This window comes from Paraburkholderia sp. NMBU_R16, assembly GCF_013282575.1.
Lineage (GTDB): Bacteria > Pseudomonadota > Gammaproteobacteria > Burkholderiales > Burkholderiaceae > Trinickia.
The window spans coordinates 1-18,508 of the sequence record NZ_JAAAYE010000047.1; the positions used below are offsets into that span (position 1 = coordinate 1).

General features: G+C 61.7%; 15 protein-coding genes and 2 tRNA genes. 7 read left to right on the forward strand and 10 right to left on the reverse strand.

The features are described 5' to 3' along the window. The first annotated feature begins 293 nt into the window (after window positions 1-293). The 4 genes from dsbG (at window position 294) to GWC77_RS21000 (ending at window position 4,521) form a co-directional block, all read left to right on the forward strand. Window positions 294-1,133: a thiol:disulfide interchange protein DsbG gene (dsbG, locus tag GWC77_RS20985; protein WP_173260083.1), complete on the forward strand. Its 840-nt coding sequence runs from the start codon at window positions 294-296 to the stop codon at window positions 1,131-1,133. Between the two features lie 12 nt (window positions 1,134-1,145). After that, a complete protein-coding gene (locus GWC77_RS20990; protein WP_254367071.1) occupies window positions 1,146-3,101 on the forward strand; it encodes a tannase/feruloyl esterase family alpha/beta hydrolase in 1,956 nt (651 codons plus the stop codon). Window positions 3,102-3,254: 153 nt separating this feature from the next. After that, window positions 3,255-3,548, forward strand: a complete 294-nt coding sequence (locus GWC77_RS20995) for a methyl-accepting chemotaxis protein (RefSeq protein ID WP_367949073.1) — start codon at window positions 3,255-3,257, stop codon at window positions 3,546-3,548. A 49-nt stretch (window positions 3,549-3,597) separates the two neighbouring features. After that, window positions 3,598-4,521 (forward strand): LysR family transcriptional regulator, encoded by a 924-nt coding sequence (locus tag GWC77_RS21000; RefSeq protein ID WP_173260085.1) that lies wholly within the window; start codon window positions 3,598-3,600, stop codon window positions 4,519-4,521. Window positions 4,522-4,723: 202 nt separating this feature from the next. On the opposite strand, the gene GWC77_RS21005 is transcribed toward GWC77_RS21000, so the two are convergent. The 6 genes from GWC77_RS21005 to tig form a co-directional block, all read right to left on the reverse strand. Continuing rightward, a tRNA-Val gene (locus GWC77_RS21005) sits at window positions 4,724-4,799 on the reverse strand. A gap of 62 nt (window positions 4,800-4,861) precedes the next feature. Then, the gene (locus tag GWC77_RS21010) at window positions 4,862-5,134 is read right to left on the reverse strand and encodes an HU family DNA-binding protein (protein WP_173260119.1); all 273 of its coding nucleotides are present in this window, start codon (window positions 5,132-5,134) and stop codon (window positions 4,862-4,864) included. Window positions 5,135-5,699: 565 nt separating this feature from the next. After that, window positions 5,700-8,117, reverse strand: a complete 2,418-nt coding sequence (lon, locus tag GWC77_RS21015; protein WP_173260086.1) for an endopeptidase La — start codon at window positions 8,115-8,117, stop codon at window positions 5,700-5,702. 199 nt (window positions 8,118-8,316) lie between these two features. Further along, window positions 8,317-9,588 (reverse strand): ATP-dependent Clp protease ATP-binding subunit ClpX, encoded by a 1,272-nt coding sequence (gene clpX, locus GWC77_RS21020; protein WP_173260087.1) that lies wholly within the window; start codon window positions 9,586-9,588, stop codon window positions 8,317-8,319. Window positions 9,589-9,797: 209 nt separating this feature from the next. After that, the gene (gene clpP, locus GWC77_RS21025) at window positions 9,798-10,451 is read right to left on the reverse strand and encodes an ATP-dependent Clp endopeptidase proteolytic subunit ClpP (RefSeq protein ID WP_173260088.1); all 654 of its coding nucleotides are present in this window, start codon (window positions 10,449-10,451) and stop codon (window positions 9,798-9,800) included. A gap of 119 nt (window positions 10,452-10,570) precedes the next feature. Continuing rightward, on the reverse strand, window positions 10,571-11,917 hold the full coding sequence (gene tig, locus GWC77_RS21030) for a trigger factor (protein ID WP_173260089.1): 1,347 nt from the start codon (window positions 11,915-11,917) through the stop codon (window positions 10,571-10,573). A 406-nt stretch (window positions 11,918-12,323) separates the two neighbouring features. Between tig and GWC77_RS21035 the strand changes: the two genes are divergently transcribed. Further along, the gene (locus GWC77_RS21035; RefSeq protein ID WP_173260090.1) at window positions 12,324-13,466 is read left to right on the forward strand and encodes a glycerate kinase; all 1,143 of its coding nucleotides are present in this window, start codon (window positions 12,324-12,326) and stop codon (window positions 13,464-13,466) included. Window positions 13,467-13,525: 59 nt separating this feature from the next. Next, window positions 13,526-13,978, forward strand: a complete 453-nt coding sequence (locus GWC77_RS21040) for a MarR family winged helix-turn-helix transcriptional regulator (RefSeq protein ID WP_173260091.1) — start codon at window positions 13,526-13,528, stop codon at window positions 13,976-13,978. 27 nt (window positions 13,979-14,005) lie between these two features. Here GWC77_RS21040 and GWC77_RS21045 read toward each other — a convergent pair whose 3' ends face one another. The 4 genes from GWC77_RS21045 to GWC77_RS21060 all read right to left on the reverse strand — a co-directional run bounded on the left by GWC77_RS21045 (window position 14,006) and on the right by GWC77_RS21060 (window position 17,644). Continuing rightward, window positions 14,006-15,022: a 2-dehydropantoate 2-reductase gene (locus tag GWC77_RS21045; protein ID WP_173260120.1), complete on the reverse strand. Its 1,017-nt coding sequence runs from the start codon at window positions 15,020-15,022 to the stop codon at window positions 14,006-14,008. An 83-nt stretch (window positions 15,023-15,105) separates the two neighbouring features. Beyond that, window positions 15,106-15,192, reverse strand: a tRNA-Leu gene (locus GWC77_RS21050). Window positions 15,193-15,435: 243 nt separating this feature from the next. Beyond that, window positions 15,436-16,590: a tRNA 2-selenouridine(34) synthase MnmH gene (gene mnmH, locus GWC77_RS21055; protein WP_367949072.1), complete on the reverse strand. Its 1,155-nt coding sequence runs from the start codon at window positions 16,588-16,590 to the stop codon at window positions 15,436-15,438. Between the two features lie 160 nt (window positions 16,591-16,750). After that, window positions 16,751-17,644, reverse strand: coding sequence for a LysR family transcriptional regulator (locus tag GWC77_RS21060; protein WP_173260093.1), 894 nt, complete (start codon window positions 17,642-17,644; stop codon window positions 16,751-16,753). A gap of 134 nt (window positions 17,645-17,778) precedes the next feature. On the opposite strand from GWC77_RS21060, the gene GWC77_RS21065 reads away from it, so the two are divergent. Beyond that, window positions 17,779-18,504, forward strand: coding sequence for a pirin family protein (locus GWC77_RS21065; protein ID WP_173260094.1), 726 nt, complete (start codon window positions 17,779-17,781; stop codon window positions 18,502-18,504). Window positions 18,505-18,508: the final 4 nt, after the last annotated feature.

Genomic DNA, 18,508 nt, shown 5'->3' on the forward strand with positions numbered 1-18,508 from the left:
GTCCCTTGCGGCTACCCGGCCTGGCTTCTGGCTCTGTCACAGTGATGTCCATCAAATCGAAAATGATGGGCACCACTTTGATGTCGGTTCTCGCCGTCGTCTACGACGGTCGTCGTGAGGCGCTTACTCTTATCCGATTGTTCGCGTCGCATAAGTGAGGTCGCATTTGGAAACGTCTTTACCTCTATCTGGCGCAACGAGCGGCAACAGCGTCAATACGCATCTCGAACGATCCGTCGCGAAAGCCTGTCCGCTTTTGCCACATACCGATCGCCTTATCCGGAAGAATCAACTTGAGCAATGTACCTGTCGGTTGGAAGTGCTTGGGCTCTCTTGTCACGCTCGCCGCAACCTTGTGTCCGTGCACGCCCTCGGTCAATGCCGAACCTACTCCATACCCTAAGCCGCTCCAAAGCATCATCGACCGAGGCGTTTCAGTCATGCGGAGCTTCCCGGCGGCCGGTGGGCTGACGGGCTGGGTGATCAAGCGCGACAACCGGCAAGCGATCGTTTACACGACTTCTGACAAGCACAATCTCGTAGTCGGTGATTTGCTCGATGAGTCGGGACATGACCTGACGGCGCGCTACGCCTCAATGTATGTGTCGAAGCCAGACATTGACTCGCTCTACAAACAATTGGATGGGACCCGTTACATTTCCGACGGAGCGGCGTCAGCGAAGTCGTTGATCTATGTCTTCATGGACCCGAACTGCGTGTTTTGCCACTTCGCCTGGCTTGCTCTTCGACCCTATGTAAAGGCCGGCGTGCAGGTGAGATGGATACCCGTCAGCCTCGTGAAGTCATCGTCCGCGCCACGCGCCGCGGCAATCCTGACCGCGCAGTCGCCAGTCAAGGCCCTCGAGTACAACGAAAGCCATTTCGTGCTGTCGAGCGAAGACGGCGGCGTCAGCCCCGCACTTAAAGTCGATCCAACGATCATCGATTCCCTCAAAGCGAACCGGGCGCTGATGGACGCGTTCGGCGTCAACGGAACGCCCGCGTTCGTGTGGAAGAGCGCGGACGGAAAAGTGCAGGCGAAGGCAGGCATGCCTCCTCTTTCCGAGCTACCGGCTATCACCTCGCTACCCGAGCAGCCTGAGCCCGATCATGAATTGGATCGTTTCCGCTAGCTCGCTGCTGGCATGCAAAACCGTCGTTTGCTTTACCCCTGCAGTGCTCACAAACCAGGTGTCCATCTAAGGTATCCCGCCATGAAATATGTTTCTTTTCTGTCGCTGAAAGGCGCTCGCGTGCGCGCAGTCGCTTGCGCGGTCGGCGTGACAGGAGTCGGCATCGCGGTGCTCGCCGGTTGCGGTTCGGGCTCGAGCGGTGCGTCGCCCCAGGCGTCCAGTAATCAACTACTCCAGTGTGACGACTCCCTGAAGACCGCGTTCAAACCCGACGCAAACACTACCGTGACGCTCGTCAAATCGTTCAAGAAAGGCGACGATCTGAACCTGAGCGGAACGGCGTCCGGGCAAGTCGCGCAAAACGACATGTGCGTCGTCAAGCTGAACGTAGGGCCCGGTAACGCAGGGCCGGCAAGCGCGCCGTCGACTTCATCCGGCATCGGCATTGAAATTTGGTTGCCGTCAAAGACCAACTGGAATGGGCGCATCCACGTCTTGGGCGGGGGCGGGTACGCGGGTGCCCCGTCTGTCAGCTCCCTGACCGCCCTGGCGGGCGCTACCAGCACCTTGACGAGCGGCGAGGGGCCCGCCGCGGATATCGCGGGCGTCGAAGGAGCGGTAAGTGCGCTCACCGATACAGGCCACGTATCGCAGCAAGGCGACTTGGGCGGCGTCTTCGATGGGAGCTGGGCGATGAATCCCGACGGCACGATTAACAGAACGTTGTGGACAGACTTCGCAAGCCGGGCTATCCACGAGATGGCTGTTGAAACAAAAGCGCTGACCGCCGCGTACTACGGCCAACAACCCAAACATGCGTACTGGGACGGGTGTTCGACCGGCGGCCGACAGGGGCTAATGGAGGCGCAGGCGAATCCGAACGATTTCGACGGTATCCTCGCCGGAGCAGCTGCGATCAACTGGACACGAATGCAAACCGGCGGACTGTATCCGCAAATTGTCATGCAACGCGATCTCGGCGGTATACCGCTAACGTCCGCTCAACTCAACCTCGTATCCGCGGCCGCAGTCACCGCATGTGACTCGTCTCTGACGGGCCAGCACGATGGTTTCGTGAGCGATCCCACGTCATGCAGGTATGATCCGACCCAGGACGCGACAGCCCTATGCACCGCCAGTGGCGGCAGCAATGGCACACCTGCTTGTCTCACCACGGCGCAAGCTCAGGCCGTGAACAAAATGTGGTATGGCGAAACAACCGACGGCACCGTCGCTTCGCCTGCGGTCGCGAACGGCTATTCGGACTCGTTGCAGGCGAACCAACTGTGGTTTGGATTCCCGCGCGGCAGCAATCTGGGAATCTTCGCAGCAGCGTCAGCGAATGGTGTGGGCGTGGCAACCGGTTTGACCGCTACACCGGTTGCACTTGAACTGCAAAATCCGAGCATCGCGGTGCCGTCGTTCACGAATGCGACCGGCAATGGACAGAACGGATGGATGAACCTTTCCTACTCCGACCTGGCGAACGCGTTCGCTCAAGGTCTCGCGCTGCAGCCTTCCTTTGCCAACATCAATACCGACGATCCTGACCTCTCCGCCTTCCGAGCCAGGAACGGAAAGATCATCACGTACCACGGCATGGCAGATCCGATCATCATGCCTCAAGGTTCGATCCACTATTACACAAGCGTGGCGAACACAATGGGTGGATTCTCCTCCGTGCAACAGTTCTATCGCTTCTTCGAAATTCCGGCGATGGGACACTGCGGCGGCATCGGTTCGGTGAACGGGACCGCAGGCGTCAGCCCGACCGCAAACCCGCCGTTGCCCGCCCCTAACCAGTTGTATAACGCACTCGTGAATTGGGTGGAGGGCGGCGTGGCGCCCGATAAGATCCCGCTCCAGAACCAAGGCGCCACGATGGCTCGGCCTATCTGCATGTATCCGTCGAAGCTGACTTACCAGGGCGGGAACACGAACGCCGCTTCCAGCTATACCTGCAGTTGAGCAAGACCTTGGCGTCGTAAGAATGGGCGTTTTCGGTGCGCGCAAGTAAAAGCACGCCCATTCGACGGCGCCACGGAGCACCCAAGACGTAGAACACGGGGCGATCCGCAGTGCTCAGCGCGACATCGAAAGCGCCGGGCAATCGCCACGCTGATTGCCGACTCCGCGGAAAAAGTGGATGCGGGCAGCAAGATTGTAGAATCGGCAAGAGATAAGATGCAGCATGCTGTACAGGCAGTTCGAGAAGTGAGCGCCCTGATCGCTGAAATCGACACAGCAGCATCGGAGCCGAGCATCGGCATATCGCAAATCAGACAAGCGCTCGATGACATCGAGGAGTTGACGCAACAAAACACCTCGCTCGTCAGCCACCTTGCACGCTCGGCTAGCACGCTGGCGAGCAATGCCGATACCGTCGCGGGGACCATGGCGATGTTCCGCACCTGAAGGGTACTCGCTGCTCGCGCTTGTTCGTATCCAGAAGAAGGCCCGCGCGATGTCCGAACTCGATCTAAACCTCATTCCCTATCTGGTCGCGCTAGAAGAGACACGCAACGTGAGTCGTGCCGGCGCGCGCCTGGGCGTCAGTCAGCCGCGCGTGAGCGCTGCCCTGGCCAAACTGCGCGATTATTTCGGCGACCCACTGTTCGTGCGCACCTCGCGTGGTATGGAACCGACCCCACGTGCGCTCGCGGTCATTCCCGCCGCCCGGGACGCGCTCGCACAGATTGAGCGGGGGCTCGCCGCGGCGCTCGACTTCGATCCAGTGACGAGCACCCACACTTTTTCGATCGCACTGTCGGACGTCGGTGAAATCGTATTTCTTCCCCGCCTGTTACAGGAATTCGCCGTTCGAGCGCCGAACGCCAATCTGCGCTCTGTCTCATTGCCGCATGCGGACGTAGAGCGTGGACTGGAAGGAGGCAGCGTCGACTTGGCGTTGGGATATTTCCCCGACTTGAGGGGTACGAATTTTTTTCAGCAGCGGCTCTTCACGCATCGATTCGTCTGCCTGATGCGACGCAGCCATCCACTCGCCGCGCAACCGCTCACGCTCGATCAGTTTCTATCGTGCGGTCACGCCGTCGTGCGCGCGGAGGGGCGCAGCCAAGAAGTGCTGGAAAAGTATCTGGCGGAAGCACGACTTTGCCGGCGGGCAGTGCTCGAGACACCACATTTCATGAGCTTGCCCTTCATCTTGAGCCGCACGGATCTGATAGCGACAGTGCCGCACGCCATCGGTTATGCGTACGCCGCGGAACATGCGTTTATCGTGCTGGCCGAGCCACCACTGCCACTGCCTCGGTTCACGCTGCGGCAGCACTGGCACCGTAAATTCCACAACGACGCCCGAACTGTCTGGCTCCGCTCGCTCGTCGCCGAGTTGTTCAATGATGCACTCGACGAGTGGCCCAAATAAAGCCAATTGCGAACGCACCACTGTCACGGTTATCGCGCCAACCCTTCAACGATACAAGCCCGGATCCTGGCAGCAGCTAGCGGACTTGCGAAAGGCGCTCGAAGGACAACAAAAAACCCGCGGAGCCAATAGCCACGCGGGTTTCTGGGTGCTACAGCAAGTCACTATGGAACTGCCTTAAAGCGAGTCGCGAAACGGAAAATGGTGGGTGCTGAGAGGCTCGAACTCCCGACCTACGCCTTGTAAGGGCGCCGCTCTACCAACTGAGCTAAGCACCCGTTCGCGCTACCTCCGTCGACTGGCAGCCGTACAATTCAACGTTTGCCAGCCAACGAGCCCGCTAGTTTAGCGCATCTTTCAACGCTTTGCCAGGCTTGAATTTCGGAACCTTCGCTGCCTTGATTTTGATGGCTGCGCCCGTGCGCGGGTTGCGGCCCGTGCGCGCCGTGCGCTTGCCGACGGCGAACGTGCCAAAACCGACCAACGTCACCGAGCCGCCCTTTTTCAACACGCTTTTGACACCGCCGATCACGGCCTCGAGCGCCCGTCCGGCCGCCGCCTTCGACAGGTCTGCTTGTTCTGCAATGTGGTCGATCAATTCCGTCTTGTTCATCCGAATCCCCGATGATGATTGTTGGGCTGCAGTTGTGAGAGCACCGTAAAGCGCTCGAAAGAAAGCACAGGCGATGCTGCGCTGGCCCATTAAAGATGGCCGAAACTGGAGTGTCAACCAGGGTTGCGCCGGATGCGGAAGGCCTTCCTAGCCGCACGACAGCGGTGTTTGCGTGTCAATTTCAGGGTTGTCCACAAAGGAAAGCGGCTTGCCTCGCGGCATCACGCATTGATCGCCCTGAAAAATGTGCCAGGCGAAAAATGGAATAACTTGCGTCTGAGAAGCGAAAGGCGCGGTGTCATATCCCTCGTAGGCAGCGGTATAGGAATCTCCATTTTGAAATTCAAATTGAAGCGCGCCAATGTGTCTTTCCGGGCCATTCGGTGCTCTCTGAAAACGCAGCGATTTGATGCCCTAGCAGGAATGAGAAGATAACAAGACGAGAAACGCTCAAAGGTTCTCACCTCCAGATTGATGCGCTCTACCGGGCGCAAAAAAAACCGCGAGAAGCGCATTGCACGCCTCTCGCGGCTTTTTGACAGCCGCTCATTTGCGGCCGTCGTCTTCAGTGCTTGACGACTTCCGTCGTAGCCGCATCCTTCGCCGCTTCGGCAACGGGCTCGGCCTTCGGCTCTTCTTCCGGCAGCGCCTCAGGCACCCGCTCGAGCGCAAGCTCCAACACCTTGTCGATCCACCTGACCGGCACGATCTCGATCGAGTTCTTCACGTTGTCGGGAATCTCCGTCAGATCCTTGACGTTTTCCTCGGGGATCAACACGAGCTTGATGCCGCCGCGGTGTGCAGCCAGCAACTTCTCCTTGAGCCCCCCGATCGGCAGTACTTCGCCACGCAGCGTGATCTCACCCGTCATCGCGACATCGGCCCGCACGGGGATACCCGTGAGCACCGACACCAGCGCCGTCGTCATCGCGATACCGGCGGACGGACCGTCCTTCGGTGTCGCGCCTTCCGGCACGTGGATGTGGATGTCCTGCTTCTCGAACGCCTCGTCCTTGACTCCAAGACGCCGCGAGCGGGAGCGGACCACCGAACGTGCAGCCTCGACCGACTCCTTCATCACGTCGCCGAGCGAACCCGTGCGAATGACGTTGCCCTTGCCGGGCATGACGGCGGCTTCGATCGTCAGCAGATCGCCACCGACTTCCGTCCAAGCCAAACCCGTCACCTGGCCGGTCTGATTCTGCTTGGCCGCCAAACCGAAGTCGTACTTGCGCACGCCGAGGAACGTATCGAGGTTGCTGCTCTCGACCTTGACCGCACCCTCCGCTTTTTTCAGCAGCAACATCTTCACCACTTTGCGGCAGATCTTCGAGATCTCGCGCTCGAGCGAACGCACGCCCGCTTCGCGCGTGTAGTAACGAATGATGTCGCGAATGGCATGCTCCGCAACCTCGATCTCGCCTTCCTTCAAGCCGTTGTTCTTCTTCTGCTTCGGCAGCAGATAACGCTGAGCGATGCTGACCTTTTCGTCCTCGGTGTAACCCGACAAGCGGATCACTTCCATCCGGTCGAGCAACGGAGGCGGGATATTGAGCGAGTTCGATGTCGCCACGAACATCACATCCGACAGATCGAAGTCCACTTCGACATAGTGATCGGCGAACGTGTGGTTCTGCTCGGGATCGAGCACTTCCAGCAACGCCGACGACGGATCGCCGCGGAAATCCATGCCCATCTTGTCGACTTCGTCGAGCAGGAAGAGCGGATTGCGCACGCCGACCTTCGTCAAGCTCTGCAGGATCTTGCCCGGCATCGAACCGATATAGGTACGGCGATGGCCGCGGATCTCGGCTTCGTCGCGCACCCCGCCCAGCGCCATGCGCACGAACTTGCGGTTCGTCGCACGCGCGATCGACTGACCGAGCGAAGTCTTACCGACCCCCGGCGGCCCCACGAGGCACAGAATCGGCGCTTTCACCTTGTCGACGCGCTGTTGGACCGCGAGATACTCGAGAATCCGCTCTTTGACCTTTTCAAGGCCGAAGTGATCTTCATCGAGCACGCGCTCCGCGTTCGAGAGGTCATTGTTGACCTTGCTCTTCTTGCGCCACGGCAGCCCGATGAGCGTATCGATGTAGTTGCGCACGACCGTCGCTTCGGCCGACATCGGTGACATCAGCTTGAGCTTCTTGAGTTCCGAATCGGCCTTCTTCTTGGCTTCCTTCGGCATGCGTGCGGCTTCGATGCGCTTTTCGAGCTCTTCGAGATCGGCACCCTCTTCGCCTTCGCCAAGTTCCTTCTGGATCGCCTTGACCTGTTCGTTCAGGTAGTACTCGCGCTGGCTCTTCTCCATCTGACGCTTGACGCGCCCACGGATGCGCTTTTCGACCTGAAGGATATCGATTTCAGCTTCGAGCTGGGCAAGCAGATGCTCGAGCCGCTCGACGACCGGGAACATCTCCAGAATGTGCTGCTTTTGATCGAGCTTGAGCGGCAGGTGCGCGGCAATCGTATCGGCCAGACGCCCCGCTTCATCGATACCGGCCAGCGACGTGAGAATCTCGGGCGGAATCTTCTTGTTGAGTTTCACGTACTGGTCGAACTGCGACACGATCGCACGGCGCAGCGCCTCGGTCTCGGCGCTGTCCGCATGGTCGGGTTCGAGCGGCATGACTTCGCAGGAAAACTGCGTCTCCTGCTCTTCGATCGTCAGCGTCTTGGCACGCTGCAAACCCTCCACGAGCACTTTTACGGTGCCGTCGGGCAGTTTGAGCATTTGCAGGATGTTTGCGATACACCCTACTTCGTACATGTCCTTTTCGGTCGGCTCATCCTTGGCCGCCGTTTTTTGTGCGACAAGCATGATGTGCTTGCCACCCTCCATCGCCACTTCGAGCGCCTTGATCGATTTCGGGCGCCCCACGAAAAGGGGGATCACCATATGTGGGAAAACAACCACATCTCGCAAAGGCAACAGCGGGAGCGTCGTGCGCTCAGAAGGGAGGAGTTGGGTTCCTGACATTTCATTTCCCCATTAGTGGATTCAGAACATTCGGTAGTTGAGGCCCGCTACATCGATTGCAAGCCTTCGCGCGTGGGAAAAAGTTCAGTGAAAGTGTCGAAGTCGTCAGTGCTAACCCACAAGATAAACGAAAAAAGCCGTTCACGTCGCCATGAACGGCCTATGTCAAAGAAAACCCTAGGCCCAGCAGGTCCATCGCTCAGTTCGAACCCGCTACCTTCGGGGCTTCTTCGTAAATCAGCAGGGGCTTTCCGTCGCCCTCGATTACGTTGTCGTCGATGATCACCTTGCTGACCCCTTTCATTGCCGGCAATTCGTACATCACGTCGAGCAACGCCTGTTCCAAAATCGAGCGAAGGCCACGCGCGCCGGTTTTGCGGCGAATCGCCTTGCGCGCCACGGCCTGCAACGCGGCGGGACGAATCTCGAGTTCGACACGTTCCATCGCGAAAAGCTTGTTGTACTGCTTGACGAGCGCATTCTTCGGTTCGACGAGAATCTTCATCAGTGCGGTTTCGTCGAGTTTGCCGAGCGTCGCCACGACGGGCAGACGGCCGATCAACTCCGGAATCAGGCCGAATTTGATCAGATCCTCGGGTTCGACTTCGCGCAGCACCTCGCCGGCATCGCGCTCCTGCTTGCTCTTGACCGTCGCGCCAAAACCGATACCGGTCTTTTCGGTCCGATCCGTGATGACTTTCTCGAGTCCGTCGAAAGCGCCGCCGCAGACGAACAGGATGTTGGTCGTATCGACCTGGATGAAATCCTGGTTCGGGTGCTTGCGGCCGCCCTGCGGCGGCACCGACGCCATCGTGCCCTCGACGAGCTTGAGCAATGCCTGCTGCACGCCCTCGCCAGACACGTCGCGCGTGATCGACGGGTTGTCGGACTTGCGGCTGATCTTGTCGATTTCGTCGATATAAACGATGCCGCGCTGAGCCTTCTCGACTTCGTAGTTGCAGTTTTGCAGCAACTTTTGAATGATGTTCTCGACATCCTCGCCGACGTAGCCCGCTTCGGTCAGTGTCGTGGCGTCCGCAATGACGAACGGTACGTTCAGCAGCCGCGCGAGCGTCTGGGCCAGCAACGTCTTGCCCGAGCCCGTGGGCCCGATCAGCAGGATATTGCTCTTCGAGAGCTCGATGTCGTCTTTCTTGTCGAGATGCTTGAGCCGCTTGTAGTGGTTGTACACCGCCACGGCCAGGATCTTTTTCGCCCGTTCCTGACCAATCACGTATTGATCCAGAATGTCGCGAATTTCTTGCGGACTCGGCAGGTCGGATTTGGACAAGCCTGCGTCCGTGCCTGCGCCCGCGGCTTCGTCGCGAATGATCTCGTTGCACAGGTCGATGCACTCATCGCAGATGAACACCGACGGGCCCGCGATGAGCTTTTTCACCTCATGCTGGCTTTTGCCGCAAAACGAGCAATACAACAGCTTTTCGCTGTTCGAACCTTTTTTGTCCGCCATGGATATACGAGCCTCCGGACACTCGAAAAACTAGGTACGCTGTTCGTCGGCTTTCGACTTTAGGGTCGGATTCGACTGACGAAACATAGGGCGGCGTCTCCGCCGTCGACGCCCTGAACTTTATTATCGACCATTTATAGCATCGCTTGAGCCGGCATCCGCACCTACGAGCGAAAGAATGCCGGCTGCCGCGAGATGGTCCGTCACGATTAAGGGCGCTTTTGCAGCACCTGGTCGACGAGGCCGTAAGCCTGGGCGTCCTCCCCCGACATGAAATTGTCGCGGTCGGTATCGCGCGCGATACGTTCCACGGGCTGGCCGGTGTGGTGCGCGAGCAAGTGGTTCAACCGGTCTTTCAGGTAAAGAATTTCGCGTGCCTGGATTTCGATATCGGACGCCTGGCCGCGCGCGCCGCCGAGCGGCTGATGGATCATCACCCGAGCGTTCGGCAGCGCGAAGCGCTTGCCCTTGGCACCGGAGGCCAGCAGGAATGCGCCCATGCTCGCTGCAAGACCCATGCACAGCGTCGAAACGTCCGGCTTGATGAACTGCATCGTATCGTAGATCGCCATGCCGGCCGACACCGACCCACCCGGACTGTTGATGTAGAGGCTGATGTCCTTATCGGGGTTTTCGCTTTCGAGGAACAGCAGCTGTGCGACCACCAGATTCGCCGTCTGATCGTTGACTTCGCCGACCATGAAGACGACACGCTCCTTCAGCAACCGCGAATAGATGTCGTACGAACGCTCGCCCCGGCCGCTCGTTTCCACGACGATCGGGACGAGGCCGAGCGCCTGCGTCTCGAGATCCCGCGGCGCGTTCGAGGCCAAGGTGTCCAGCAATTGAGCGCGAAAGGTCATGCAATGGTTCCTTTTCGGAATGGGTCTTGGATGGCAACGGCACAGGGAACGCGCACCCGTCAGCAAAAACGGCGTGCGGCCGTCGCTCCGACAGCCCGCACGCCGTTCGCGGCGAGACCTTACGCTTGCGCCGAGGCGCTTGCCAGTGCTTCGAAGCTGACTTCCTTGTCTGTCACCTGCGCCTTGCCGAGTACGAATTCGACGACGTTGCTTTCCACGACGTACGCTTCCATTTCGGCCAGACGCTGCTGGTTCGAATAATACCAGCGGATGACTTCTTTCGGGTCCTCGTAGCTCTTGGCGAATTCCTCGACCTCGGCGCGGATCTGCTCGGGCTTCGCCTCGAGGCCGTTGGCCTTCACGAGTTCCGCCAGCACGAGGCCCAGCTTGACGCGGCGCTCGGCCTGCTCCTTGAACATTTCCGCCGGGATCGGGGCATTCGCCGCATTCGGCACGCCGCGCTGCGTCAAGTCCTGGCGCGCCATCTCGACAAGCCGCTCCTGATCCTGTTCGATCAGCGCCTTCGGAACCTCGAGCTCTGAAATGGCGAGCAGCGCGTCCATCACCTGGTTCTTGACGATGGCCTGCGTCCGGCGCTTGGCCTCGCGCTCGAGGTTCTCCTTGATCTCGGCGCGCATCTTCGTCAAATCGCCGTCGGCAATGCCGAGCGATTTGGCGAATTCCCCGTCGACTTCCGGCAGATGCGGCCATTCGACCTTCTTCATCGTGATCGTGAACTGCGCCGTCTTGCCGGCCACTTCCTTGCCGTGATAGTCGTCCGGGAATTTCAAGTCGAATTCGCGCGTATCGCCGACTTTCAAGCCCGTTGCGGCCTGCTCGAATTCGGGCAGCATGCGGCCCTCGCCCAGCACGAACGCGAAGTCTTCGGCGCTGCCGCCCTGGAACGGCTCGCCATCGAGCTTGCCGACGAAATCGACGGTCACCCGATCGCCGCTCTGGGCAGCTTGATCGCCTCCGCCGTCACCATGCTCGCCCGCCTCGCCGCGCGCATGGTAGTGCACGCGCTGCTTGCGCAGAATATCGAGCGTGCGGTCGACTTCCGCGTCCGCGATCGTCGTGACCGAGCGTTCGACCTTCGCGGTCGACAAATCGCCGAGCTTCACTTCCGGGTAGACCTCGAACGTCGCATCGAACGCGTAGGCGTCCTCGCCCGTGCCCTCTTTCGGGCTGAAGCTCGGCTGGCCCGCCACGCGCAGATTCTCGGAACGGCTGATGTCGAAGAACTGCTTGCCGACCTTGTCGCTCAACACTTCCGCCTCGACCTGCCCCGCATACTGCTGCGTCACCATCTTGAGCGGCACCTTGCCGGGGCGAAAGCCCGGCATGCGCACGTTCTTCGCAATCTGACGGATACGCGACTCGATTTCCTTTTGCACCGCTTCCTTCGGCAGGGAAATGGTCACGCGGCGTTCCAGCTTGCCGAGGTTTTCAACAACGTTAGCCATGGCTTCAATCGTCCTAAATTGATCTAGCGAATCGGGTTACCTTCTCCGTGCCAGGGGCGGCGCGTCTCTCGCAAAAAGGCGCCGCATCACCTTTTTTCGGCCCGACGCGCGCGTCGCCCTGCTCCGTGCCCGCATGCCTGCAGGGCGGCGGCGGCACGGGTTGGATCGGAAGAATCGAGCATTCTAGCAAATTATTGGTCCGGCAAGCCCCGAATCGCGGTTTTTCAAGGCATATTTCAGGACATATCGCGTCTGTCTCGCGCGCGCCGCTTCGAATGCCCCGCATCCGCCGTCGGCTATCCGTCGGCTATCCGTCGGCTATCCGTCGGCGCCGGCGCGCTGATATGCTGTCGACCGACGCCGGCGGGCCACCCGCGGCACATCACAAAAATTGACAGGAGACGTCATGCCCAACCTCTCGCCCGCCCCGGTCGTCGTCATCGCGCCCGATTCGTTCAAAGGATCCCTGAGCGCGCAGGCCGTGGCCGCCGCTATCGCCGCCGGCATCAAGCGCGCACGGCCCGACGCCGTCGTTCGTCTCGCGCCGATGGCCGATGGCGGTGAAGGCACGCTCGACGCCATGCTCGCTCACGGCGGCGAGCGCCGCGTCGTGCAAGTGAGGGGCGCCGCCGGCGCAGCGCGCGAGGCAGCGCTCGGGCTCTTGCCCGACGGCAGCGCGATCGTCGAGACCGCGGAGATCGTCGGCATCACCGATGCCGTCGCGATGCGCACGCCCGTCGAGGCGCGCAGCACGCGTGGCATGGGCGAGGCGATTCGTTCGCTGCTCGATCTGGGCGTGCGCCGCTTTTTCGTCGCGCTCGGCGGCAGCAGCACCAACGACGCCGGCGCAGGCCTGCTCGTGGGCCTTGGGCTCCTACTGCTCGACGCCGAGGGGCGCGAGCTCGAGCCGACGCCCGAATCGCTCGCTCGCCTCGCGCGCATCGATGTTGCCGGGCTCGATGCGCGGCTTCGCGAGGTCTCGTTCGTCGCCATGTCCGACGTCGACAATCCGCTCACGGGCGAGCAAGGCGCCACGGCCGTCTTCGGTCCGCAAAAAGGCGTCGCGCCGGATCAGGTGGCACCGCTCGATGCCGTGCTCGAACGCTTCGCGACGATGCTCGAGACGGCTCTGGGCCGGACCGCGCGCGCGCTGCCCGGCGCCGGTGCGGCAGGCGGCCTCGGCTTCGCGCTGCATATGCTCGGCGCACAATTCCAACCCGGTGCGGAAGTCGTGGCGGCTCAACAGGGACTCGATGCCGCGCTCAACGGGGCGAACTGGCTCATTACCGGCGAAGGCCGCTCCGATACGCAAACGCTGCGGGGCAAAGCGCCGTTCATCGCCTGCCAGCACGCGCGCGCCGCGGGGGTGCCTGCCTCGCTGCTGTCGGGCGCCGTCGATCCGTCGGCGCTCGCGCATTTGTCCGCGCATTTCGATGGCTGCTTCTCGCCGGCGCCCGGCCCGATCACGCTGCAAGCTGCGATCCGCGATGCCGCAATGTTGCTCGCCAACGCGGCCGAGCAGCTGACGCGCATAAAATACGGCGCATGAGCCTTGCGCGCGGTGCCCGTGCGGGCTTCGCCACTGTGCCAATAACCATAAGGACCGCTATGAAGGCCGCCGCCAAACTCGGGCTCGAGCAGTTTTTGACCTACCGCATGCACGTGCTCAACAAACTGTCCGATCGCGGCATCAGCGAACGCTACCATGCCAAGCTCGATATCACGCTGCCCGAGGCGCGCGTCATCGCGGCGGTCGGCTCCTTCGGTCCGTTTTCGATCATGGACCTCGGGCGGCGCGCCAATCTCGACAAAAGCCAGGCAAGCCGCGCCGCGGAAGCGCTGATCCAGCGCGGACTCGTTCGGCGGGAGGCCAGCAGCGAAGACGGGCGCGTCGTGCTCGTTTCGCTGACGAGCGAAGGCCGGGCGTTGTATCGCAAGGTCATGCCGATTGCGCGCAAATGGAACGCGGACCTCTTCGCATGTCTCGACGAAGCGGAAAAAGCCAGCCTCGGCCGTATGCTCGACAAGGTGATCGCGAATGCGCTCGCCGGGCGTGAATGACCGCGGCGAACGTCGGGGACGGAAACGTCAGAGGCCGCTCGATGCGGCGCGCTGACGCAGCAAGCCGAGCACGGCATCGCAAAACGGCGTGGGCACGCCGAGCTTGCGGCCCAGCTCGGGAAACACCCCTAGAATCGGGCCGATCTCGAGCGGCCTGCCCGCCTCCATATCCTGCAACATCGAAGTCTTGAATGCGCCGAGCTCGCGTGTGACGGCGAGACGCGCGTCGATCGTCATGCCGGTCGGCAAGCCCAATCTACCGCCGATCGCCGCGGCTTCCTCCATCATGCGCACGATGAGCGCGTGCGTATAGGGATCGTCGAGCAGACGATCGGCCGTCGAGCCGGTCAACGCGCTCAACGGGTTCATATTCATGTTGCCCCAGAGTTTCGCCCAGATGTCGCCGCGGATTGCATCGGTGCATTCGACGTCGAACCCGCCTTCGCGCAGCGCTTGCGCGAAGGCAGCCGCCCTCGGGCCGAGCGCCGCATGAGCGGCACCGACGACGAGACGGTTGCCTTTGCCGCGCCGGACGATGCCGGGCGCGTCGGTCGAAGCCGAGAGGTGGACGACGCAGCCGATCGAGCGTGCCGCGGGCAAGGTGCGACCGATGCAACCATCGGGATCGACGGCTTCCAGGCGGCTGTCGGCAAGCGGCGTGTCCATGCCGTCGAGAAACCACCACGGCAATCCGTTGGTCGCACTCACGACGGCCGTGCGCGCGCCAACGAGCGGCGCAAGCGCCTCCGCCACGGCAGGCAATGCCTGAGCTTTGAGCGCGATGACGACGAAATCCTGCTCGCCGAGCTCGCTCGGGTCGTCGCTCGCGTGAACTGTTGCGGCCCGGCCGGTGTCGCTCGCTGTGGCGGCCTCCACCATGCGAATGCCATGTTGGCGAATAGCCGCCAGCGTCGCACCGCGCGCAAGCACGCTGACCGCGTGCCCCGCCTGGGCCAGTGCGATCGCAAGGGCTGCGCCGATCGCGCCGGCACCGACGATAGCCGTGCGTACGGGCCGATCCGTGCCGTTCGTCGTGTCGTGGATGGTGTTCATGTCTCGCCGAGTGAAGCCGTCGAGCCGAGGCCGGGTGCCTGTGGCGAAAGCCTGGCCGGGGAACGAAAAAGAAGTGGTGCGAGGAAGGGGACTCGAACCCCTACACCCTTGCGGGCGTCAGGACCTAAACCTGGTGCGTCTACCAATTTCGCCATCCTCGCAGCCGGACGCGCGCGCGATGCGCGTTCCGATATCCGGCACGCCGCGGCATCGCACCTGTGATGTGTGCACGATGCACACTGTGCGAACGCCCCGAAGCGTAAGCGCGGGATTTTAACCGATTCGCCCGCGGATGTCTTTCCCTGCATGACGATCCATGATTCGGACGGCGACTGTTGCGCACCGTCGCGACATGCGCTGGCCACCGCGCAAGTCACACTGGGACGGCGCGCCCGCGGCGCTCGTCAACTGTCGGCAAGATTGGCCGGCGCGCTGTGCCGCGGGTTGCGCGCGGCTTCGGTCCGCTCGTTCCGCGCATCGGGGGGTGGCACCGGCGAGCCCACGGGCAGCGGCTCTGCGTCGATACGCGCGATCAGTTCGCGCGCCTGTTCCACTTGCGTCGACGAGCAAGGATCGAAAGAAAACACGAGCGCATGATCGATATTGCCGAACGAACGCAGGCTGCTGCGTGCATAGGCCGGATCGTAGTGCGCCTCGACCAGTTCGGTGAAAAGCCGCTCGCGTTCGTTCGCGTCGACGAGCGCATGCCAATGCTCGACCGTCTGACGGCTGTGGAGTCCGACGAGACGCGCGAGTTGGTCCTTGAAGTATTGCGGCGTCTCGAAGAGATGCCCGTAATCCTCCAGCAGGAATTTCACTCTGATCGGCAACGGCGTACAAACCCGCACACATCGCCCGGCATGAAACGCATCGAGTAGCGAAGTCGGCAACGTGATCTGACCGATGCGGCGGCTTTCCGCCTCGATGAACACAGGCTGCTCCGGACTCAAGCGCGAGAACGCCGCCACGAGCGCCGTATCGAACGCCTTCTGGGTTGGCTGCGCCTCGCCGGGCAGCGCACCGAGCAAAGAGCCGCGATGCCGGGCCAGGCCTTCGAGATCGAGCACCTGCGCGCCCGCCTCGGCAAGCGCATGCAGCAGCCGCGTCTTGCCCGTACCCGTGTGCCCCGTCAACGCAACATAGCGATAGCGCGACGGCCATCGTTCCAGATCGTCGAGCACACGCTGACGGTAAGCCTTGTAGCCGCCGTCGAGCTGCCGCGCCTGCCAGCCGATCAGGTTGAACCATGTCGTCATCGAGCCCGAGCGTTTGCCTCCGCGCCAGCAATAGACGAGCGGACGCCAGTTGCGCGAACGATCGGCGAACGTGGTTTCCAGATGACGGGCGATGTTGCGCGCGACCATGGCGGCGCCGAGCCGCGTCGCTTCGAATGGAGATTGTTTATACAGCGTCCCGACGATGACGCGCTCTTCATTGCTCAACACGGGCGCGCTCACTGCGCCCGGGATGTGGTCTTCGGCGAATTCGAGCGGCGTTCGCACGTCGACGATCTCGTCGAACGAAGCGAGCGCATCGATTGGGACAACGAAATTTTTCACGAGAACTGTCAGGCCGGATGAGCACGAGGAGACAGCGACGCAAAGCGTTGCGGTTGGCTCGATTGCGCGGCCCGGCTGGAAAGAGATGTGCGGCATTATCGCATGGGCGGCTCCCGAGCGCGTTTGCCGCTTGCTGACAGATCGCACGCGCTGCACGGGCTTATTGCTGCCCCAACCCGCGCGCGAAACGCTGACGCAGGAACTGCGTGAACGAGCGCACCGTGATCGAGTGCTCGCGATGCTGCGGGTAGACCGCATAGAGCGCGAGCGAAGGCGCGGCGAATTCGGAAAGCACTTCCACGAGCGCCCCGCTCGCCAGCGCCGGGGATACGATGAACTCCGGCAACAGTGCGATCCCGAGGCCTGCAATGGCCGCATCGCGAACGACTTCGCCATTGTCGGCACGCAACGGGCCGCTGACCTCGACAACGCGCTTTTCGCCGTCGACGGTCAGCGTCCACCCGGTCACCCCTTCCCGCCCATAGAGCAGACAGGCATGACGGGCGAGATCGGCGGGAGTCGCCGGCAAACGCTCGGCCGGGCGATAGCGTGGCGAGCAGCAGGCGATCATCCGTATGTCGGCAAGCTGCTGAGCGATCAGCGTCGAATCCGACAACGTGCCGATGCGCAGAGCCATATCGAAGCCGTCGCCGATCACGTCGACGGTGCGGTCGCTCAGCTCGATATCGACGCGCACATCGGGGTTCGCGCGCATGAAGTCCGCGACGAGCGGCGATAGGTGGGCCGTGCTGAACGACAGCGGCGCGCTCACGCGCAGGAGACCGCGCGGCCGCGTGCGCCCGAGCGACAGCGCCGCCTGCGCATCCGCCACTTCGGCAAGAATCCGTTTCGCGCGTTCGTACAAGTCCTGGCCGAGGTCGGTCACCGCCAGTTTGCGCGTGTTGCGCACGAGCAGCCGCACGCCGAGCGACGACTCCAGCGCCATCACCCGGCGGCTCACGAACTGCTTCGAAAGCTGCAGGCGATTCGCCGCCGAAGTGAAGTTCCGCGCATCCACGGTGGCGACAAAAATGCGGAGGTCTTCGAGTTGCATGCGAGTGTCCACCATGAAGTGACAGTGAGTCTCATTTTCACATGATTTTGCCCATTACGGTTGACCTAAACTGTCGTTACGGTGAACGGCGGCGGACTGTCCGCTGCCGGACTCACGATTTGACGGAGGTCGACATGGTTGAAATCAGAAATGCCAACGAGCGCGGACGCGCCGAACACGGATGGCTCAGCTCGCGCCACTCGTTCTCGTTCGCCGGCTATTACGATCCCGAGCAGATGGGCTTCTCGGATCTCCTCGTCATCAACGACGATCGCGTGATGCCCGGCCGGGGCTTCGGCAAGCATCCGCACCGCGATGTCGAGATCTTCTCGTATGTTCTGGAGGGCGCGCTCGAGCATCAGGATTCGCTCGGCACGGGCTCGGTCATTCGTCCCGGCGATGTGCAATTGATGAGCGCAGGTACCGGCGTGGTTCACAGCGAGTTCAATCCCTCGCCCTCGGAGCGGGTGCATTTTCTGCAGATATGGATCGCCACTGCGCGCAACGGCGCCGAGCCGCGCTATCAACAGCGCACGTTCGACCCGGCGGAAAAACGCGGCAAGCTGCGGTTGATTCTCTCGCCCGACGGCGCTCAGGAATCGCTCGAGCTACGCCAGGATACGCGTGTATACGCCGGGCTCTTCGACGGCGACGAAGCGGCGCAACTGACGTTGGACGAGCACCGCTTCGCTTACGTTCATGTCGCGCGCGGCAGCGTAACGGTCAACGGACAAGTGCTCGGCGAAGGCGACGGGATGCGTTTGCGCGATGAGCGCAATCTGAGCTTCAGCAACGGGCGCGATGCCGAAGTGCTCGTCTTCGATTTGCGCAATATCGAAATGTCGGAGTTCTGGCAGTAAGCGG

What these genes read in the sequence shown, in the direction of transcription:
- GWC77_RS20990 (WP_254367071.1), top strand. Translation starts at nt 1,146, where the DNA reads ATGCAAAACCGTCGTTTGCTTTACCCCTGCAGTGCTCACAAACCAGGT.
- GWC77_RS21000 (WP_173260085.1), top strand. Translation starts at nt 3,598, where the DNA reads ATGTCCGAACTCGATCTAAACCTCATTCCCTATCTGGTCGCGCTAGAA.
- GWC77_RS21010 (WP_173260119.1), bottom strand. Translation starts at nt 5,134, where the DNA reads ATGAACAAGACGGAATTGATCGACCACATTGCAGAACAAGCAGACCTG.
- lon (WP_173260086.1), bottom strand. Translation starts at nt 8,117, where the DNA reads ATGTCAGGAACCCAACTCCTCCCTTCTGAGCGCACGACGCTCCCGCTG.
- clpX (WP_173260087.1), bottom strand. Translation starts at nt 9,588, where the DNA reads ATGGCGGACAAAAAAGGTTCGAACAGCGAAAAGCTGTTGTATTGCTCG.
- clpP (WP_173260088.1), bottom strand. Translation starts at nt 10,451, where the DNA reads ATGACCTTTCGCGCTCAATTGCTGGACACCTTGGCCTCGAACGCGCCG.
- tig (WP_173260089.1), bottom strand. Translation starts at nt 11,917, where the DNA reads ATGGCTAACGTTGTTGAAAACCTCGGCAAGCTGGAACGCCGCGTGACC.
- GWC77_RS21035 (WP_173260090.1), top strand. Translation starts at nt 12,324, where the DNA reads ATGCCCAACCTCTCGCCCGCCCCGGTCGTCGTCATCGCGCCCGATTCG.
- GWC77_RS21040 (WP_173260091.1), top strand. Translation starts at nt 13,526, where the DNA reads ATGAAGGCCGCCGCCAAACTCGGGCTCGAGCAGTTTTTGACCTACCGC.
- GWC77_RS21060 (WP_173260093.1), bottom strand. Translation starts at nt 17,644, where the DNA reads ATGCAACTCGAAGACCTCCGCATTTTTGTCGCCACCGTGGATGCGCGG.
- GWC77_RS21065 (WP_173260094.1), top strand. Translation starts at nt 17,779, where the DNA reads ATGGTTGAAATCAGAAATGCCAACGAGCGCGGACGCGCCGAACACGGA.